We start from the raw sequence: 18,490 nt of genomic DNA, 5'->3' as shown, positions 1-18,490 counted from the left end.
GTGACGGAGCCGTCCGCCTGACGGACTCCGTGGCGTGCGGCCAGGGCCGGTGGCCCTGGCCGCACGTCGCTCTCACCCCAGCAGCCCGCGCTCGCGCGCCACGGCGGCCGCCTCGGTGCGGCTGGTCACGCCCAGCTTGCCCAGGATGTTGGAGACGTGGACGCTCACGGTCTTCGTGGCGATGAACAGCTGCCGGCCGATCTCGCCGTTGCTGCGTCCGGCGGCGACCAGCCGCAGCACCTCGGCCTCCCGACGCGTGAGCTGCGCGGGCGCCGGCCCGGTCGCGGCAGCCGACCGCACGGGTCCACCGTCGACCGCGGCCAGCTCGGACAGCAGAGGAAGCGCCCCGAGCCGCTCGGCGACGGCGCGGGCCTGGGCCACCAGCGCGGCCACCCTGGTCGCGTGCTCGGCGCCGGCGGCGGACAGCACGGCGGCCAGCCGGGCCCGGGACCGGGCCGTCTCGAAGGCATGGCCCAGCCGCTCGAACCGCTCGACCGCCTCCTCCCAGGCGGCCACCAGCTCCTCGAGCTCGGGCGCCTCCAGGCCGGCCCGCCAGCGCAGCCGCAGCTGCTCGGCCCGGTGCCGGGCCGACCACGCGAGCCCCTCAGGACCCAACGACCGTCCACGCGCGGCCGACGACCCCACGGTGCGCTCGACGTCCTCCGCCAGCCGCGCCGCGGTCCGGACCAGCTCCTCACGCTCGGGTCCGGCGGCCAGAGCTGCGCGCGTGGCGAGGTGACCGACGACGAGTGCGGCCAGGCGCACCTGCGCGGCGAACGACCGCACCCCCCACAGCAGCCGCACGGCCTCGCTCGCCCGGTCGTAGGTCTCGACCGCGCCCGCCAGGTCACCGACGTCGCCGAGCACGTCGACCGCTGCGACGGCGCGCAGGATGACGGCCCAGCCGTCCCGGTCGGTGGCCTCCGGCGAGGCGGCGAGCGCCGCAGGTGCGGCCGGGTCTCCCCGCCCGGCGAGGGTATGCAGCGCCAGCGCGCGCAGGAGCGCGCCGGGCACCGGCGGAGGGGCCTGCTGATCCACGTCGACGATCCGGTCCACCTCCTCCCAGTCCCCCAGGTGGTAGGAGACGAGGCCGGCGAGCACCCGGGCGTCGAACCCGTAGGGGCCCCACTGACGCCCGTGGCGCAGGGCCAGCTCGGCGGCCTCGCGGTAGCGCGGCCGCGCCTCCTCGTAGCGCCCCAGCTCGAAGAGGATGCCGCCCAGCTGGTGCAGGCCGCGGATCAGGCCGTCGATGTCGCCGGTCGCCCGCGACCGCTCGACGACCTCCTTGATCGCCCGCTGTGCCGCATCGGGGTCGCCGCTCGAGGTGAGCCGGCCCAGGGTCGTCGCGGCATCGGAGCGCAGCCGCTCCAGGCCGAGCTCGGAGGCCAGGTCGTAGGACGCCTGCGCCGCCCGCCGGGCGCCGTCGTCGTCACCGGACCCGTAGGCGACGAGCGCGCTCACCGCGAGGGCCCGCGCCCGGCGCGCCGAGCGCTCCTCGCCCAGCAGCGCGAGCGCCTCGTCGGTCGCGTCCCCGGCGCTGACCCGGGCGTCGTCCACCGCGCACACGGCATACCCCAGGGCGGTCAGCAGCTCCGCGCGCTCACCCTCCTCCGGCGTGGAGGCTGCGTCCCCGGCGCCCCCGTCCGCGCCGCGCACCTCGCCCACCTCACGGTGCAGCAGCGTGACGGCCTTCGAGCTGTGCCCGGAGGTGAGCAGCGCCTGCGCGGCGTCCAGCACAAGAGCACTGCGCCGCAGACCCGCCTCGGCCGCCACGCCCGGCAGGTCGAGCAGCTCGAGGGCGTTGAGGAAGTGCTGGGCGGCCTCGTCGGGCCCACCGACCGCCATCGCGTCCTGCCCGGCCTCCACTGAGGCGTGCACGGCCGTGACCGGGTCGTGACCGGCACGCGCGTGCCGGGCCAGCTCGGCCGCCGTCCCGCTGGCCCTCCCCTCCCGCAGCGCGAGGGCGCAGGCGGCGTGGATCCGGGCCCGCTCCCCCGGGAGGAGGTCGTCGTAGACCGCCTCCGCCAGCAGCGCGTGGCGGAAGGTGTAGCTCGCGTCTGACCCGGTCACCAGGACCTGCGCCTCGACGGCCGCCCGCAGCGCCTCGTCGAGCTCGGCGTCGGAGAGGTCCACCACGGCGGCCAGCAGGGCGTGCGAGGCCCGCCGCCCCACGCACGCGGCAGCGCGCACGACCACCCTCGTCGCCTCGGGCAGTCGGTCCAGGCGGACGAGGAGGACGTCGGCGAGGTTCCACGGCAGGGCCTCGCCGCCCGGACACTCGGTGTTGAGCAGCTCCTCGGCGAAGAAGGCGTTGCCCTCCGCGCGCCGGACGATGCCCTCCACCGCGCGCACGTCGGTCAGCTCGGGCCGCACCACGTGCACGAGCTCGCGCACGTCGGCGTCGGCCAGCCGGTCGAGGTGCAGGCGGGCGACCGCCGAGAGGCGTCCCCATTCGGCCAGGGTCGTCCGCAGCGGGTGCCGCCGGTGCAGGTCGTCGGCCCGGTAGGACACCACGACCGAGACGGGCGCGCGCAGCCCGCGCGCGAAGAGGAAGGAGAGCAGGTCGCGGGTGGACCGGTCGGCCCAGTGGACGTCCTCGACGACCAGGAGCACCGGGCCCTGCTCACCGAGGGTCTCCAGCGCGGCGTAGATCCCCTCGAAGAGCTCGCCCCGCCCGGCGACGTCGCCCGCGTCGCCGGCGCTGCCGAAGGGCGCGCCGCCGGGCACCCGCTGAGGTGCCGGCAGCGTCATACCCCCGTCCGTGCCGTCCTCGCCCTCGCCGGGGGCGGGCAGGTGCCGCGTCGGGGCCAGCCGCGCCAACGCCGGATGGCTCGCGACCACGGGCACCATCGCGCGGCGCGCATCCTCGTCGAGGCGCCCCAGCACCTCACGGAAGGGCATGAGCGGCACCGCGCTGTCGCCGAAGTCCAGGCAGTGGCCCGCCAGCATTCGCCAGCCGGCCTGCTCCGCCCGCGCCCCCAGCTCCCGCAGGAGGCGGGTCTTGCCCACCCCCGCGTCTCCCCCGAGCACGACCATGGTCGACCTCGGGTCGCTCCCGAGGCCGACCAGGTCGACCAGCTGCGCGAGCTCGTCGTCGCGCCCCAGCAGGGGCGTCGCGGCCCGCTCTTCCGGTGTCACGTCCCCCATCATGACCCCGAGGTCCGACGAAGGCACGCTCCCGCCGGTCATCGGATGGGGGCGATGACCTGGCGCGACTGTGCGCGGCGACGCGCGGTGGTGCTCCGGTGCTCGCGCGAGCCGTGCTGCCAGTCGCGGGTGAGCTGCTGGCGGCGGTAGTCGGTCTCGGCCCGGAGGAAGGTCGGCACGACGGTGATGTTCATGACTGTCCTCTCGACGTGGACCCGCGGATCGGGTCCGACCCTTCGAGAGTCGTCGTCTGAGGTGGGCGTCCACATCGGACGGGTGCCCTATCTCTGCGGTCACCCCTACCTCAGACCGGGGTATGCCGCCCTCCTCGCCTACCTCAGGACGCCGGCCCGCCGCAGCCGCAGCGCCTCGCGGGCCTCCTCGATCTCGTCCCACGGGACGAGCTCGCTGCCGCGCTCCATCGTCTCCTCCGGCCCCTTGCCGGCGAGCACCACGGTGTCGTCGGGGCCGGCCTCGCGCACGGCATACCGGATGGCCTCGGTGCGGTCGCCGATGGAGACGAAGTTGTCGCGGCCGGACTGCCGCGCGCCGCGCTCCATCTCGTCGAGGATGTCCTGGAGGGGCGTGGTGCGGTGGTCCTCCTCGGTGAAGACCGCGTGGTCAGCCAGCCTGGTCGCGACGTCACCCAGGGGTGCGCGCTTGGAGGGGTCACGGGGACCTCCGGCGGAGCCGATGACGACCCACAGCTGCCCCTCGGTGGTGACGCGGACGGTGGCGAGGGCCTTGTCGAGGCTCGGTGCGGTGTGCGCGAAGTCGACGATGACCCGGGGGTCGCCCGGCTCACGGTCGAGGATCTCCATCCGGCCGGCCACGCCCGGGAAGGTCGCCAGGGCGGTCACCAGCTCCTCCAGACCCACGCCCGTCGCCGCGACGCCCGCCATCGCCGCCAGCGCGTTGGCGACGTTGAACCGGCCCACCATCGGCAGGCGGACCTGCGCCCGGCCGAGCGGACTGTCCACGGTGAACCTCAGGCCCTCGGGCAGCTCCTCGACCTCGCTCGCGCGCCAGTCGGCCTCGCGCCCCTCCGCTGAGTATGACGTGAACGCGCGCCCTCCCTCGGTCGCCAGCGGGACCAGCTTCTCGAACCACGGCGCGTCGTCGGCGTTGAGGACGCTGTGCCCGGCGCGCTGGACCAGCTTGGCCTTGTCGGCGAAGTACTGCTCCATGGTGCCGTGGAAGTCGAGGTGCTCGCCGGTGAGGTTGGTCCAGATCCCGACGTCGTAGCTCACGCCGCGGACGCGGTCGAGCGCGAGGGCGTGGCTGGAGCTCTCGACGACCGCCGCCTCGGCACCGTGCGTGAGCATGTCGCGCAGGATCTGCTGCACCTGCGGCGCCTCAGGGGTGGTGAAGTGCGAGGGCGGCTGGCGCAGCTGGCCGTCGGGCAGCTGGTAGCCGATGGTGCTGAGCAGCCCGGTGCTCCTCCCCGCGCTGCGCAGCAGGTGCAGGGCCAGGCAGCTGGTCGTCGTCTTGCCGTCGGTGCCGGTGACGCCGAGCACGGTCATCCGGTCGCTGGGACGGCCCATGACCGCGGTCGCGGCGTCGGCCAGGGCGGCGCGGGCGCTGGGCACCTTGAGGTAGGGGACGTTGCACGTGGTGCGTCCCGGCAGGCCCTCGCCGACCACGGCCACGGCACCACGCTCGATCGCCTCGTCGATGAAACCGTGCCCGTCGAAGCGCGCCCCCCGGATCGCGACGAAGACGTCCCCCGGTCGGATCCAGGCCGCCTGGTGGCTCACCCCGGTGACCACCACACCGCTGGGGTGCTCCGCGGTGTCGACAAGCTCGGCGTCGAGGGCCTCGACGAGGTCAGCGAGGTTCATGACCGCAGCCTACCGAGGCGTACCCACCGAGTCGCCGGGCGCAGGGTGGTCCTTGTCCCCACCCGGCTCGCTCCCGCGCGCGGTCACGTGCGGCCGCTGATAGATTCGCCTGTGGCTCGCGAGAGTCGTGGGTCGGCGCCGACGAGGGGTCCGTCTGGCGAGTTGTCGAGAAGGGGAAACAGATGAAGAGGACGCTCAGCCGTGGCGCGGCCGCGCTGGCCGCCGGTGTCGTGGTGCTCGGGGGTGCCGGCAGCGCCAGCGCCAACCCGTCGGAGGCCAACCACCCGGAGTACTGGGAGGCCTACCTGGAGTCGCAGGGCTACACCGAGGTCGAGTGCAGCAAGGTCGCGGACGACTACGAGGACGCGACCTGGACCGCGGATGTCGACTACGACCTCGTCGTGCTCAAGGCCGGCTCCGACCAGGCCACCGAGACCTCCAACGACCTGCACTGGGACGTCGCCGCTGGCGACGTGCTCGAGCACGTGAGCGGCAAGGACATCTCCCACGTCATCGCGTGCAACGGCGAGGAGCCCACCACCCCGGAGGAGCCGGAGGAGCCGGAGGAGCCCGGCACTCCTGAGGAGCCCGAGGAGCCCGGCACCCCCGAGGAGCCCGAGGAGCCCGGCACCCCCGAGGAGCCCGGCACGCCCGGCGACGAGGACGACGACGCCGGGACCCCGATCGGGCCGATCGTGCAGACCGACGTCCCGGCCAAGGGCGTGAACCCCGCACTGCCGCTCGCCGCTCTGGCGGCCACCGGGTTGGCCGTCGCAGGTTACGGCCTGCGTCGTCGCGGCCAGGAGGGCTGAGCTCCAGGGATGACGCTGAACCGTCCCGAGGGGGACCGCGCCGGACGTGGCGCGGTCCCCCCGCTCGTCCTGATCATCGGCGGCCTGCTGGTGGCAGCCGTCGCCGTGCTGGCCCTGGTCCTCCAGTCCGGCGGCGGGTCCGACGACGACGCTGCGGCGTCGACCAGCCCCACCGTGGAGCTGAGTGTCGAGACGGCCGAGCCCACCCCGTCGGCGTCGGCGTCGCCATCGGCCACGACGGCCTCGCGCTCCGCCGAACCGTCACCGACGCCGACCGCGTCCCCGTCCCCGTCCCCGTCAGGCAACGCAGGCCAGGCGCAGGGCGCCCCAGCGTGGATCCGCATCACCGCGGGCGGGGTCGACGCGCCGCTGGTCCCTCAGGGCCTGGCTCCTGACGGGACCATCAACCCGGGCCGCAACGAGGTCATCTGGTTCACGGGCAGCAACCGGGTCTCTCCCGGCCAGGTCGGCACGGCAGTCATCGCCGCGCACGTGACCTGGGAAGGCCAGCCCGACGCCTTCGTCAACCTCACGGCCGTAGGCCCCGGGGACGTCGTCGAGGTGGGGTACGACGACGGGACGTCGAGGTCCTTCACCGTGACCCAGGCGGTCCCGGTCGACAAGGACCAGCTCGCCCGCTCGCTGACGGTCTGGGGAGACCACCCCGACCACCCGCGCCTGGCCATCATCACCTGCGACGACACCCAGGGTTTCCAGCCCGACGGCCACACCGCCGCGAACTACGTCGTCATCGCCGAGGGCTGATACGTTACGCGCGACTCCCGGCGACGGCGCCGGGAGATCTCACTGCCCCGCGCGGCCTCCAGGGGACTCCCGCGCGGCGCCAGCTCCTCGTGAAAGGGATTCATGACCACGTTCCGTCGTGGCGCCGCAGCGCTCGCTGCCGGCCTGATGATGCTCGCCGGCGCCGGCACCGCCGCCGCCCAGACCATCGCGTCCGACACCAACGACCCGCAGTTCTGGGCCGATCTGCTGATGGACCCGGAGGGCGACTTCGGCGAGCTCGGGCTGACCGAGGTCGAGTGCTTCAAGGTCGAGCCGGCCACCGCCTACACCGAGTTCGGTACGTACGAGAACGTGGACATGGACGGCGACGGCGTCCTGGAGTGGGTCTTCACCACCGACGACCCGTGGCTGGCCGTCGTGCTCAAGGCCGGCGCGGCCGCGTCGGTCGAGGAGGAGAACGCTCTCGCGCTGTTCGTGGAGCCGGGCGAGTCCCTGGCCCACGAGTCCGGCAAGGAGATCTCGCACCTTATCCTCTGCGACGGCCTCGTCCCTGACGACGCACCGGTCGACGAGGAGCCGGTCGACGAGGAGCCGGTCGACGAGGAGCCCGTCGACGAGGAGCCCACGACGCCGGGTGGCGAGGGCGACGACGCAGGCACCCCGATCGGCCCGGTCGTCCAGACCGACCGTCCGGTCCAGGGCCCGGACCCGTACGTCGTCACCGGCCTCGCGGCCATGGCCCTGGCCGGGGCCGCCGTGGTCGTGGCGGGCGCTCGTCGCCGCGCGGCCGCTCGCAGCTGAACCCAGGTTGACCGCCACGTCCGTGTGGACTTCTGGCCCCATGAGGGCCAGGAGTCCACACGGACGTTCGCGTCAAGGGGTGAGGGCGGGCACAACCCACTCACCTGAGTGGCACGCGCACGCCATACCCCCAGACGGCGGGCACAACCCACTCACCCGAGTGGCCCCGGCACGCCAGTGCGGCTGGCGAGGAGGGTGTCGTGAGTCCGCGTGATGAGCGTCAGGGACGGACGAGCCAGACCGGCTGGTAGGTCGAGAGGTAGACCGACCCGTCGTCGGTGAGGTTGGGCGGGTAGCCGTTGAGGGCGTCGACCGACTGCTCCGCAGGCAGCCCGAGCTCGCTCACCCACCACCCGGGGACCGTGCGCGGCTGCTCGGTGACGTTGTAGAGCTGGAGCATCGGGCCGACCGGGTGGCGGCGGACGACCGCGAAGACCCCGGGGTCCGGGCTGGCGACCGTCTCGGCGGCCGCGCTGGCGTGCAGGTGGGGCAGCTCGGCCCGCACGCGCGCCAGCTGGCGGAGACCGGCATACACGCGGCCCGTCGCGGAGGAGGGGTCCTCGCGCGCCTCGAGGACCGCGGCCCAGTCCAGGCGCGGCCGGTGGGCCCACCGGTTGTCGTCGGCGTGCTCGGGCACCTCGGCCCACCGCTCGTCGTTGAGGGCGGCGACCTCGTCGCCGGACCAGAGGACCGGGATGCCGCCCCAGCCGTAGATGACGGCGTAGCCCAGCAGCACCCGCGCCACCGCCTGGTCGACCGCCATGGCCGCCACCCGCCGCTGCTCCCGGTCGCCCGCCTGCTCGACCGCAGCCAGCTGGTGCAGCGCCGCACCGAGCCCGGCCAGGCTCGCCGCGCTCCCGGAGATCCGCGCGTCGCCGGTGGCCGGGTTGGCCTGGAAGACCAGCCCCTCGGCCGAGGAGCCGGCGAACTCGCCGGAGTAGTACTCGGAGAGGAACTGACGGTGCCGCCAGCCCTCGATCATCACCGCGCGCGCGTCGGCGTCGTCGATCGCCCAGCCGATGTCGTCGTGGCAGCGCAGGTAGGTGATCCAGGCGGTCGTCGACGGCACGGCCGGGAAGCGCCCGAGTGCGTGCGTGGCCAGGCGTGAGTCCCGGCTGGCGAGCATCGACCAGATCTGCACCATGAGGCTGTTGTGGTAGGCGAGGTCGGACACCTTGCCGTGGTGGCGCCCCTGGCCGAGGTAGTGCACCACCTCGTTCGGCCCGACGATCGCCTCGGCCTTGAAGATGAGCGCAGGCGCGACCATCCGGGCGGCGGCGCGCAGCGCCTGGGTGAGCTGGTGGACCTCCGGCTCGTTCTGGCACTGGGTGCCCATGCGCTTCCAGAGGAAGGCGATCGCGTCCAGCCGGAGCACCTCGACGCCGTGGTTGGCCAGGAAGAGGATGACGTCGACCATCTCGCAGAAGACGTCGGGGTTGTGCCACGCGAGGTCCCACTGATAGCTGTTGAAGGTCGTCCACACCCACCCGTCCAGCTCCTCGTCCCAGGTGAAGTTGCCGGGCGCGAAGTCGGGGAAGACCTCCAGGAGCGTGCGCTCGTAGCGGTCGGGCACGGTGCGGTCGGGATAGACGTGGAAGTAGCGGAGGTAGCGCTCGTCGCCGGCCCGCGCCGCAGCGGCCCAGGGGTGCTCCCGGGCGACGTGGTTGAGCACCAGGTCGAGGCACAGGCTGACCCCCTGCCCGCGCAGCGTCCGCGCCAGCTCGCGCAGCTCCTCCATCGTGCCGAGGTCCTCGCGGACCTGCCGGTAGTCGGCCACGGCGTAGCCGCCGTCGTTGGGAGCCGGGCGCGGCCGCAGGAGCGGCATGAGGTGCAGGTAGCGCACCCCCAGCTCGCGCAGGTGCTCGGCCCGTTGGGCGATGCCGGCCAGGCCGGTGCCGGGCGGGGCGAGCCGGTCGGCGTATGCGGCATACCCGACCATCTCGGGGCGCTGGAACCAGTCCGGCTCCAGCGAGCGGCGCTCGTCCAGCAGGTGCAGGTCCTCGTCGCGCGCGAGGTATGCCGCGGCCGCCAGCTCGACGACGCGCGCCCCCACCTCTGCGGGGTGCGGGTAGGGCGCCAGGCCCTCGAGCAGGTCGTCCCACCAGCGCGCCACCCGCAGGGCGAAGGTGGTCCGCCGGTGCTCGGGCAGCGGGTCGAGGGTGGCCTCGACCCGCTGCCGCGAGGACGCGGGCAGGGCGGCCGGCCAGGGAAGCGATCGCGAGGTCGGGATGCTCACGGAGTCATCCCACCACACCCGCTCAGGCCTGCCCGGACGCCGGTGTCAGCCCTTGACCGCACCCGACGTCATCCCGCGGACCAGGAAGTTCTGGAGCGCGAAGAAGACGATCATCGGGAGCACCATCGAGATGAACGCCCCGGCGGTCAGCAGCTCGGCGCCCTGACCCTGGGTGCCCAGCAGCTGCTGCAGCTTGACGATGACCGTGGTGTTGTCGTTGGACAGGAACAGCTTGGCGATGAGCAGGTCGTTCCAGACCCAGAGGAACTGCAGGGTCGCGAACGCCGCCATCGCCGGCATCGCCATGGGGGCGATGAGCTTCCAGAAGATCTGGAAGTTGGAGCACCCGTCGATGCGCGCCGACTCCACCACGCTGTAGGGCAGCGAGGCCATGTAGTTGCGCAGCGTGTAGATGCACAACGGCATACCGAACCCGGTGTGCAGCAGCCAGACCGCGAGGTACTGCCCGGAGATGCCCAGGCCGCGGGGACCGAGCAGGTCCAGGAGCGGCTGGAAGGCCACCTGGATCGGGATCACCATCACCGCGACGATGATGATGAACAGGAAGTCCTTGCCCTTGAAGTCCATGAACGTAAAGGCGTAGGCCGCGAACGCCGCGAACATGATGGGGATGACCGTCGCCGGCACGGCGACGAGGATCCCGTTGAGGAAGGCGTTGCCCAGGTCCGCCTGCTCGAAGACCCGGGAGTAGTTGGACAGGGTCCACCCGCCCTCCCAGGGAGCCGCCCACCAGCCGCTCGTCGCGGCCGCCTCGCGGGTGCGCAGGCTGGTGATGAGCAGCCCGAGGGTCGGCAGGCTCCACAGCACCGCCAGCAGGAGCATGACCACCATCGAGAAGGGGCTGCGCTGGCGACCGTCCTTGAGGCGGCCCGAGCCGCGCACCCGCTCGGCGGTGGGGGTGGTGGCGACGTCGTGGGTCGTCGTGGCGCTCATCGCATGGCCTCCTGCTCACGGAACTGCTTGATCTGGTAGACCAGGATCGGGATCACGGCGACGAGCAGGATCGTCACGATCGCGGTGGCCCGGCCGGCCTGGCCACGGGCGAACATCTCGTTGAAGAACTTGTTGGCGATGACGTCGGTGTTGTCGCGGCCGTTGGTCAGCACGTAGACGATGTCGAAGACCTTCATGACCAGGATCAGCACCGTGATGAAGACCGTGATGATCGTGCCCTTGATCTGCGGGATGACCACCTTCCAGAAGATCTGCAGCTCGGTCGCGCCGTCGATCCGCGCGGCCTCGATGGTGTCCTCCGGCACGCCCTTGATCGCCGAGCTCAGCAGCACCATCGCGAAGCCGGTCTGCAGCCAGACCAGGATGACCATCAGCAGGATGCTGTTGAGACGGGCCGTGTCGATCGCCAGCCAGTTCTGCGGGGTGCCCCCGAGCTGCTGGAGTATGGCGTTGAGCGCCCCGGTCTGGGGACGACCGGGCGCCTGGTAGGCGTAGACCGTCGTCAGCCAGATCGCGGACGCCGCCACGAAGCTGATCGCCATCGGCAGAAAGATGAAGCTCTTGGCCCACTTCTCGCTGCTGGCCGACAGCTTGTCGGCGAGCACGGCCACGACGACGCCGAGGGCGACGGTGATGGCCGGGACGATCGCGATCCACAGCACGTTGTTGATGACGGCGTCCCAGAAGGCGCGCTCGCCGAAGAGCTGGACGTAGTTGTCCAGGGCGATGTACTCGGTGCTGTCGGCGTTGGCGAAGGAGTAGTTGATGCTCTGGATCGTCGGGTAGAGCAGGGTCACCGCGATGAGGGTGAACCCGGGCAGCAGGAAGGCGTAGGGGATGAGCCCGTGCTCCAGCCGCCGGGGCAGGGCCTCGACCGCGACGTTGATGAACCAGAACAGGACGGCGGCACCGCCGACGCCCACCACGAGACCCAGGATCCCCATGAGGATCTTGGAGTTGAAGAACCACTCCGGGTAGTAGGCGAACGCGAGGAAGAGGTTGCCCATCGCCCAGATGGTCAGCGCCACGCCGAGGACACCGATGAGCAGCTTGACGGGCTGCAGGCCCTGGTCGTTGGGCACCGCCGCCGTGGGCGGGGCGTCGTCGGCCCGGGGATCGGCCTCGATGACGGTGGTGTCGTCGCTCAGCGGCGGTTGGGAGTGCGAGGACGTCATCGCCCTGAACCCGTCTCCGTCGCCGTGTCACCGTCCGTCTGCGGCCAGGACTTCTCGATGGCGTCGGCCGCCTCCTGGGCCGTCTGGTCACCGCTCTGGAAGGACACCATGCCCTTCCAGAAGGAGTCCGAGCCGACCTCCTTGGGCATGAGGTCGGAGGCGTCGAACCGGAAGACGTCGGCGGTCGTGGCCATCTCGGCGATCTGCCGCGTCGTCTCGTCGGGGTACTGGCTCGCGTCGAAGGTCTTGTGGGGGCTCAGCCAGCCGCCGGCCGCGGCCCACTCGCCGCCGAACTTGTCCGAGGTCAGGAACTTCATGAACTCGATCGTGTCGGTGTCGTAGCTGAACGCGGTCGCGAGGTCGCCACCACCGAGGATCGGCTGACCCTTGAAGCCGTCGGCCGCCGGCGGGAAGACGAACAGCCCGACCTCCTCGTCGAGGTTGCTCTGCACGTCCTCGGGGAAGAAGCCGGTGGCGAAGTTGCCCTGCCGCATGAGGTAGCAGTCGGGGTCCTCCTGGAAGGCGGGCGTCATGGCCTCGGCGAACGGGGTGGACAGGATGCCGGTCGCGCCGCCGAGGACGTTGCCCTCCTTGTTGGCCAGCTCGCCGTAGGCCTCGAAGGCCTGGACGACCCGCTCGTCGTTGAAGGGGATGCGGTGGGCCACCCAGTCGTCGTAGACGTCGGGCCCGTGGAGGCGGAGCATGTACTCCTCGATCCAGTCGGTGCCCACCCAGCCGGTGGCCTGGGCCGACTCCCAGCCGATGCACCACGGTGCCTTGCCCGTGTCGGCCTTGATCTGGTCGGCCAGCTCGCTCAGCTCGTCGAGGTTGGCCGGCTCCTTGTTCCAGCCGCCCTCCTCGTAGGCCGCCTTCGGGTACCAGACGATCGACTTGACGGCCATGCGCATGGGCGCGGCGTAGACCCGGCCCTCGTAGCGGGCGGCCTCGAGGAAGCCCGGGACGAGGGTCGAGTCGAGGGTCTCGTAGTCGAGGTACTGGTCGATCGGGACGACCTCGCCCGCCTCGGCCATCTGCAGCACGCCACCCGGTTGCGGGAAGAGGCCGATGTCCGGCGCGTCCCCGGAGTTGACCTTGATCAGGATGTTGGTCGTGAAGTCCTGGTCGGGGGTGTACTGCACGTCGATGCCCGACTCGTCCTCGAACGCCTTGATCGACTCGAGGAAGGCTGCCTCCTCCGCGCCACCGAAGGCTCCCATCACCGTCACGGCGCCGTCGCCCTCCTCGGGCTCGGCGTCGGAGGCGAAGCCTCCTCCACTACCCGAGTCGGGGTTCTGCAGGCATCCGGTCAGGGTGATCGCCGCCGCCACAGCCATCGTCGGCGCTCCGAGACGCCGCCACCGTGAGTTCGCCACCGCTGGCTCCTTCCTCGGCCGGCGCCACCGTCCTCGGGCGAGGAGGGGCGAGGGACCCGGCACACATCAGGACACGAACGTAATCCAGATCACATCGCCGCGCAGGTTTTTCTTCATCACGATTGCGTCTCGGTCCGGGCGCGCAGGTGCGCCATCAGGGTCCGGACCTTCGGTCCGAGCGCCCGCTCGGGCACCGGTATGCCGTCCAGGCGCCACTCGATCACGCGGTCCAGCGTCGCCACCCCGCGGCACCGGGTGCACAGCAGCACGGTGGTCGGGCGCCGGTGCCGCTGCACCTCGTGGCCGGCGGCGCACCGACCCTGCCACCGCCCAGGCACCGACGGCAGGTCCGCGGAGTAGCACCGGTCCCCGGTCGCGCCGATCGCGCGGGCACGGGCACGCCATACCTCGTCATGGCCGTGGCGCGGCCCGACGAGCGCGTGCGCGACCTCGTGCAGCACCGTCTCGCGCACCTGCTCGGGAGCGTGCGCGGCGGTGAGGTGGCGGCTCAGCGTGATCCGGCGCTCGCGGAAGTGGCACGCGCCCGCCCGCACCTTGGCCCGGTCCAGCGCCAGGTCCCAGCCGGACAGCCCGTGCTCGTCCATCAGATCCCGCGCCAGTCGCAGGGCCGCACCCAGGTCCACGACCACGATCCTAGAAGGGACCTCCGACACGTCCTCGGCGTTATGGTCGTGCGTGTGAACCTAGAGAAGGTCGTCTTCGGCTTCTTCGTCCTGCTGGCGGCGACGCTGAACTTCGGCTACGTCATCGGCGAGATCGACGACGTCCAGCTGCACAACGTCTACGAGCTCTACGCCGCCGTCGCCGTCAACATCATCGCGACGATCCTCAAGTTCGGGGACCGCACGCAGATCGGCGCCGTGCACCTGGCGACCAGCCTCGTGGCCAGCATCCAGCTCATCATCGCCGCGCTGGTCTGGATCTGGGCGTCGCACGTCGACCCGGCCGGCCTCACCCCGACGCACATGGCCAGCGTGGTCTCCATCGCCGCCGGCGCGCTGCTGGCCAACATCGTCTCGGTCATCCTGCTCGTCGTGGAGACCGTCTCCTACCGGCGCCGCTGACCGCGACCGCCTATCCGGCACGTCCACGGCATACCTCATGGTCAACCTCCTCCAGCTGCTGCAACGGGGACGACCCGCGCTGACCCGGCCCGACAGCCTGCGGCGCGTCCGGGTGGACGTCCCGGCGGAGCCGCCCACCACGGACGCGGTCTTCCTGGTGCTGCGCCGCATCCGCACGCCGCTGGTCGTCGTGGTGAGCGTCTTCGCGCTGATGACCTTCGGGCTCTCGCTCATGCCCGGCACCGAGGAGAACCCGGAGCCGCTCAGCGTCTTCGACAGCTTCTACGTCATCAGCTACACCGGCCTGACCATCGGCTACGGCGAGGTCCCGCACGCCTACTCCTACGCGCAGCGCCTCTGGGTGACGCTGACGATCTACGCCAGCGTGGTCGCGTGGAGCTACTCCCTCGCCGTGCTGCTCGCGATCGCGCAGGAGAAGACCTTCCGGGACGCCATCGCGCTGCAGCGGTTCAGCCGCCGGGTGCGCCACATCCAGGCGCCGTTCGTGCTGGTGGTCGGCTACGGCCAGGCGGGCGAGGCCGTCTGCCGTGCGCTGGAGGACCAGGGGCGCGAGTTCGTCGTGCTCGACAGCGACCCCTCCCGGATCGAGCAGCTGGCGCTGGACGGGTACACCAGCGACATCGCCGGCTTCGCCGCGAGCGGACGCGACCCGCGGATCCTCGGGATGGCCGGGCTCGGCCACGACTACTGCGAGGCGGTGCTCGCGCTCACCGACAGCGACGAGACCAACCTGTCGATCGTGATGAGCGTCAACCTGCTGCGGCCCGAGCTGATGGTCATCGCGCGCTCCAGCGACCGGGAGCACGCCCAGCAGATGCACGACTTCGCCGCGGACGTCATCATCAACCCCTTCGACCGGTATGGCGCGTACCTCGTCATGGCGCTGCGTCGCCCCGCCGGCTTCCGGCTGGCGTCGTGGCTGATGAGCCCTCGGGGGACCGAGCTGCCGCACCGGCTGGAGCACCTCGCCGAGGGCCACTGGGTGGTGTGCGCCGACGGCGACTTCGGTCTCGAGGTCACCCGTGACCTGGAGAGCGCCGGCCTGGACGTCGTGCTGGTCGACCCGCGCGACGGGCGGCCGGACGTCAGCGAGGCGGTCGGCTTCATCGCCGGCGCCGAGTCGGACATCACCAACATGGCCATGGCGGCCCACGCCCGCATCGAGAACGACCAGCTCTTCATCGCGGTCCGGCAGAACTCCGCCGTCAACGAGGCACCGCTGCGCGCCTTCGACGCCGACTCCGTCTTCGTGCCGACCGAGCTGCTCGCGCGCGAAGCGGTGGCGCGGATCACCTCGCCCAACTACTGGTCCTTCATCGACCACGTGCTGCACGAGGACGACGACTGGGACGAGCGGGTCATGCAGGAGATCGTGTCCGTGGTCGGCGACGAGACGCCCTCGAGCAGCCGGGTGGACCTCGAGTTCCACCAGGCCCCGGCGGCGGTCCGGTGGATGCGCTCGCAGGAGCTGACCGTGGGTGACATCCTGCGCGACCCGGACGACCGCGACACCCGGCTGGCGGCCTATGCCGCGGTGCTGGTCCGAGACGGTCGACGCATCTTCACTCCCGACCTCGACCTCCCGCTGCGCGAGGGCGACAGCCTGCTGCTCCTCGGTCGGGAGCAGGACCTCCTCGTCGTGCGCGCGACGCTCTTCCACGACTCCGCGGTGGAGTATGTCGCGACCGGTCGGGAGGTCGCGACCGCCTGGATCTTCCGCCAGGTGCAGCGGTGGCGGACGGCCGCTCGCCGGCGCCGACAGGGTAGGTCCTGAGGAGGCGAGCCGCGCCGACCCGGGGCTACCCTGGCCGGATGGGTCTGCTCGACCGTTTTCGCGACCGTGGTCACGCGGCGGACGAGCCGCGCGTCAGAACCCTGCCCAACCCCGGCGGGACCGCGGTGGGCGACCTGCCGCTCAAGCCGGAGGCACGCCGCCTCGGGCAGGAGGAGCGCGACCGGATCGCGGCCGGCCTCGCGGCCCTCGAGGCCGACGGGGTGGACGTCGACGACCTGGCGTCCATCAGCGCAGGCTTCGACCGGGCGCTGACCGGGTGGGTCAGCAGCGGCGGCACCGACCACGACGCGATCGTGGAGCGGTACTCCATCGGGATCGGCGAGCACCTCGCGCGCCGGACCGACCTGTCCTGGCAGGTGGTCACGGACGTCTTCGGCACCGACCTCGGTCTCGCGTCCGGTGACTTCGTCGTCGTCCCGGGCAACCTGGTCGCGGTCCGCTGGATGCGTCGCGAGACCGGCTGGATCCCACGCGTCGTCGGCCACCTCCTGAACCTCCGCGCCCGCCGCCCCTGACGACGCGCCACCGAACGCGCCATGTGGTTGGCCCTTGCCGTGCGACTGGGGCAATAAGGCTGGCGGCACTGACTACGGATGTGCCTCCTGTGGGGATGCAGATCCGTAGCGGGTGCGGGGCTCGGGTCACCGGGGCAGTCGCGGGTCACGGAGATTGCGCCGTGCCGTCTGCCGACGGCGTCCCCAAGACCCAGCGAGCGCGTCCAGTGGTCGCCTCCACCGCCAGACGCGTCAAGTGATCCGGCTCATCGTGGAGATGCGCCTGTGCGGCGTCCTGCCCAGACCGAACGCGAACGCCATACCCGAAGTCTCCCCGCCAACCACCTTGCGCGTTCGGTCGGGCCAGGAGCAACCACTCCACACGCCCGGTGGGAGGGGGTGGCTCTTTACTCGTCGAGGAAGACGTAGCGCGCGAGCAGGAGGGCGGCGACGATGTAGAGGGGCCAGCTGACGTCCTTCGCGCGGCCGGAGAGAAGCTTGATCGCGCAGTAGCCGATGATGCCCATCGAGACGCCGTTGGCGATCGAGAAGGTCAGCGGCATCGTGATGATGGTCAGGAACGCGGGCACGCCCTCGGAGGCCTGGTCCCAGTCGACGTGGCGGATGCCGTCCATCATGAGCGCCCCGATGAGGATGAGTGCCGGGGCGGTGGCCGCACCCGGCACGGCACCGGCGAGCGGCCAGATGAACAGCGACAGACCGAAGAACAGACCGACGACGGTGGCGGTGAGGCCGGTGCGGCCTCCCTCCTCGATGCCGGACGCGCTCTCGACGTAGGCCGTGGTGGTCGACGTGCCCATGAACGCACCGAACATCGCCGCCAGGCCGTCCATCGAGAAGACCGTCTTGGCGCGCGGCATGTCGCCCTTGTCGTCGAGGTAGCCGGCGCGCTGGGACAGGCCGGTCAGGGTGCCGGTCGCGTCGAAGAAGTCGACGAAGAAGAAGGTGAACACGACGCTGAGCAGCCCCAGCCCGAGCGCCCCCATGATGTCGAGCTGACCGACCAGGTCGCCGGGCCAGACCGGGGCACCGACGATGCCGTCCGTGAAGCCGGGGAAGGCCTGGAGCGCGCCGTCGGCACCACCGGCATACACCTCGGCGCGGGTGACGATGGCCAGCAGCGACGAGCCGAGGATGCCCCACAGGATGGCGCCCTTGACCTTGAGCTGGAGCAGCACGGCGGTGACGATGAGGCCGAAGACGGCGATCCAGGCGGTCGGTGCGGACAGGTCGCCCAGCCCGACCAGGGTCGCCTCGTTGGCGACCACGATGCCCGCGCTGCGCAGGCCGAGCAGGGCCAGGAAGCAGCCGATGCCGGCGGTGATCGCGAGCTTGAGGCTCATCGGGATGGCCTGGACGATCGCCTTCCGCGCACCCACGACGCTCAGCACGACGAAGAGCACGCCGGAGATGAAGACCGCGCCCAGCGCCGTCTGCCACTCCACGCCCATCCCCAGCACGACGGTGAACGCGAAGAAGGCGTTCAGGCCCATGCCGGGCGCCTGCGCGAACGGGTAGCGCGCGATGAGACCCATGAACAGCGAGCCCGCCATCGCCGCGATGCAGGTCACCGACAGCAGCTGGACGAAGGTGGTCGGGCCGACGTCGATCGCGGCGCCCAGCACGCTGGGGTTGACGAAGATGATGTAGCTCATCGTCAGGAAGGTGGTCAGCCCCGCCCGCAGCTCGATGGGCACGCTGGACCCCGAGGAGCTGATCCCGAAGAACCGGTCCATCGCGTTGCGCGGCTCGGTCGCCACTGCCGCGCCGCCGCCCGCCGGCCCCGGCTCGTGGATCATCCCGGCGCGGTGGTGGGCCTGCTGCGCGGCCAGCTCGGCCCGCGCGGTGTCGTGGGTCCCCGTGTCCAGCTGCTCGGGGGTGGCGGTGTGCGGGTCCGCGACGGAGCGGCCGTCGCCACCCTCGCTCGGGTCATGCGTGGACATGGTTCTCCTCGACGTCGTGTCTGG

15 protein-coding genes are annotated in these 18,490 nt (G+C 71.8%); 6 read left to right on the top strand and 9 right to left on the bottom strand.

Translation table 11 applies throughout. The annotated features are described in order from the left end of the window. Positions 1 to 72 precede the first annotated feature (72 nt). From IEV65_RS15930 to IEV65_RS11335, 3 genes are all read right to left on the bottom strand, one after another. Positions 73 to 3,138 (bottom strand): helix-turn-helix transcriptional regulator, encoded by a 3,066-nt coding sequence (locus IEV65_RS15930; protein ID WP_188430841.1) that lies wholly within the window; start codon positions 3,136 to 3,138, stop codon positions 73 to 75. A 47-nt stretch (positions 3,139 to 3,185) separates the two neighbouring features. After that, positions 3,186 to 3,341 (bottom strand): hypothetical protein, encoded by a 156-nt coding sequence (locus IEV65_RS11340; RefSeq protein ID WP_188430840.1) that lies wholly within the window; start codon positions 3,339 to 3,341, stop codon positions 3,186 to 3,188. A gap of 138 nt (positions 3,342 to 3,479) precedes the next feature. Further along, entirely contained in the window at positions 3,480 to 4,988 is a 1,509-nt protein-coding gene (locus IEV65_RS11335; protein WP_188430839.1) for a UDP-N-acetylmuramoyl-L-alanyl-D-glutamate--2,6-diaminopimelate ligase, read from the bottom strand. Between the two features lie 182 nt (positions 4,989 to 5,170). Here IEV65_RS11335 and IEV65_RS15735 point away from each other — a divergent pair, with 182 nt between their 5' ends. The 3 genes from IEV65_RS15735 to IEV65_RS15730 all read left to right on the top strand — a co-directional run bounded on the left by IEV65_RS15735 (position 5,171) and on the right by IEV65_RS15730 (position 7,348). After that, the gene (locus tag IEV65_RS15735) at positions 5,171 to 5,800 is read left to right on the top strand and encodes a hypothetical protein (protein ID WP_229735207.1); all 630 of its coding nucleotides are present in this window, start codon (positions 5,171 to 5,173) and stop codon (positions 5,798 to 5,800) included. Between the two features lie 9 nt (positions 5,801 to 5,809). After that, positions 5,810 to 6,565 (top strand): class F sortase, encoded by a 756-nt coding sequence (locus IEV65_RS11325; RefSeq protein ID WP_188430838.1) that lies wholly within the window; start codon positions 5,810 to 5,812, stop codon positions 6,563 to 6,565. Positions 6,566 to 6,667: 102 nt separating this feature from the next. Continuing rightward, on the top strand, positions 6,668 to 7,348 hold the full coding sequence (locus IEV65_RS15730) for a hypothetical protein (protein ID WP_229735205.1): 681 nt from the start codon (positions 6,668 to 6,670) through the stop codon (positions 7,346 to 7,348). A 220-nt stretch (positions 7,349 to 7,568) separates the two neighbouring features. Here the strand turns inward: IEV65_RS15730 and IEV65_RS11315 are convergent, their stop codons facing one another. From IEV65_RS11315 to IEV65_RS11295, 5 genes are all read right to left on the bottom strand, one after another. Further along, the gene (locus IEV65_RS11315; protein ID WP_229735203.1) at positions 7,569 to 9,584 is read right to left on the bottom strand and encodes an alpha-amylase family protein; all 2,016 of its coding nucleotides are present in this window, start codon (positions 9,582 to 9,584) and stop codon (positions 7,569 to 7,571) included. Between the two features lie 45 nt (positions 9,585 to 9,629). After that, positions 9,630 to 10,538 (bottom strand): carbohydrate ABC transporter permease, encoded by a 909-nt coding sequence (locus tag IEV65_RS11310; RefSeq protein WP_188430836.1) that lies wholly within the window; start codon positions 10,536 to 10,538, stop codon positions 9,630 to 9,632. Further along, positions 10,535 to 11,734 carry a carbohydrate ABC transporter permease gene (locus IEV65_RS11305; protein WP_188430834.1) on the bottom strand — a complete coding sequence of 400 codons (1,200 nt, stop codon included), beginning with the start codon at positions 11,732 to 11,734 and terminating at the stop codon, positions 10,535 to 10,537. Before IEV65_RS11305 ends, IEV65_RS11310 begins: the two co-directional genes overlap by 4 nt. Continuing rightward, complete coding sequence (locus IEV65_RS11300; protein WP_308642574.1) at positions 11,731 to 13,107, bottom strand: ABC transporter substrate-binding protein; 1,377 nt, start codon at positions 13,105 to 13,107, stop codon at positions 11,731 to 11,733. The genes IEV65_RS11305 and IEV65_RS11300 overlap by 4 nt, the downstream gene beginning before the upstream one ends. 116 nt (positions 13,108 to 13,223) lie before the next feature. Then, positions 13,224 to 13,751 carry a SprT-like domain-containing protein gene (locus IEV65_RS11295; RefSeq protein WP_188430832.1) on the bottom strand — a complete coding sequence of 176 codons (528 nt, stop codon included), beginning with the start codon at positions 13,749 to 13,751 and terminating at the stop codon, positions 13,224 to 13,226. 54 nt (positions 13,752 to 13,805) lie between these two features. On the opposite strand from IEV65_RS11295, the gene IEV65_RS11290 reads away from it, so the two are divergent. From IEV65_RS11290 to IEV65_RS11280, 3 genes are read left to right on the top strand one after another with little or no spacing between them, the layout of a single operon-like run. Further along, positions 13,806 to 14,192 carry a DUF6394 family protein gene (locus IEV65_RS11290; protein ID WP_188430830.1) on the top strand — a complete coding sequence of 129 codons (387 nt, stop codon included), beginning with the start codon at positions 13,806 to 13,808 and terminating at the stop codon, positions 14,190 to 14,192. 37 nt (positions 14,193 to 14,229) lie between these two features. Further along, positions 14,230 to 15,987 (top strand): NAD-binding protein, encoded by a 1,758-nt coding sequence (locus IEV65_RS11285; RefSeq protein WP_188430828.1) that lies wholly within the window; start codon positions 14,230 to 14,232, stop codon positions 15,985 to 15,987. A gap of 38 nt (positions 15,988 to 16,025) precedes the next feature. After that, a complete protein-coding gene (locus tag IEV65_RS11280) occupies positions 16,026 to 16,523 on the top strand; it encodes a hypothetical protein (RefSeq protein WP_188430826.1) in 498 nt (165 codons plus the stop codon). Positions 16,524 to 16,909: 386 nt separating this feature from the next. Here the strand turns inward: IEV65_RS11280 and IEV65_RS11275 are convergent, their stop codons facing one another. Then, entirely contained in the window at positions 16,910 to 18,466 is a 1,557-nt protein-coding gene (locus IEV65_RS11275) for an NCS2 family permease (protein ID WP_229735201.1), read from the bottom strand. Positions 18,467 to 18,490: the final 24 nt, after the last annotated feature.

Origin of the sequence: Ornithinimicrobium tianjinense, assembly GCF_014636495.1 — a bacterium.
GTDB lineage: Bacteria > Actinomycetota > Actinomycetes > Actinomycetales > Dermatophilaceae > Ornithinicoccus > Ornithinicoccus tianjinensis.
This window is presented reverse-complemented; position numbering and strand designations above follow the sequence as displayed.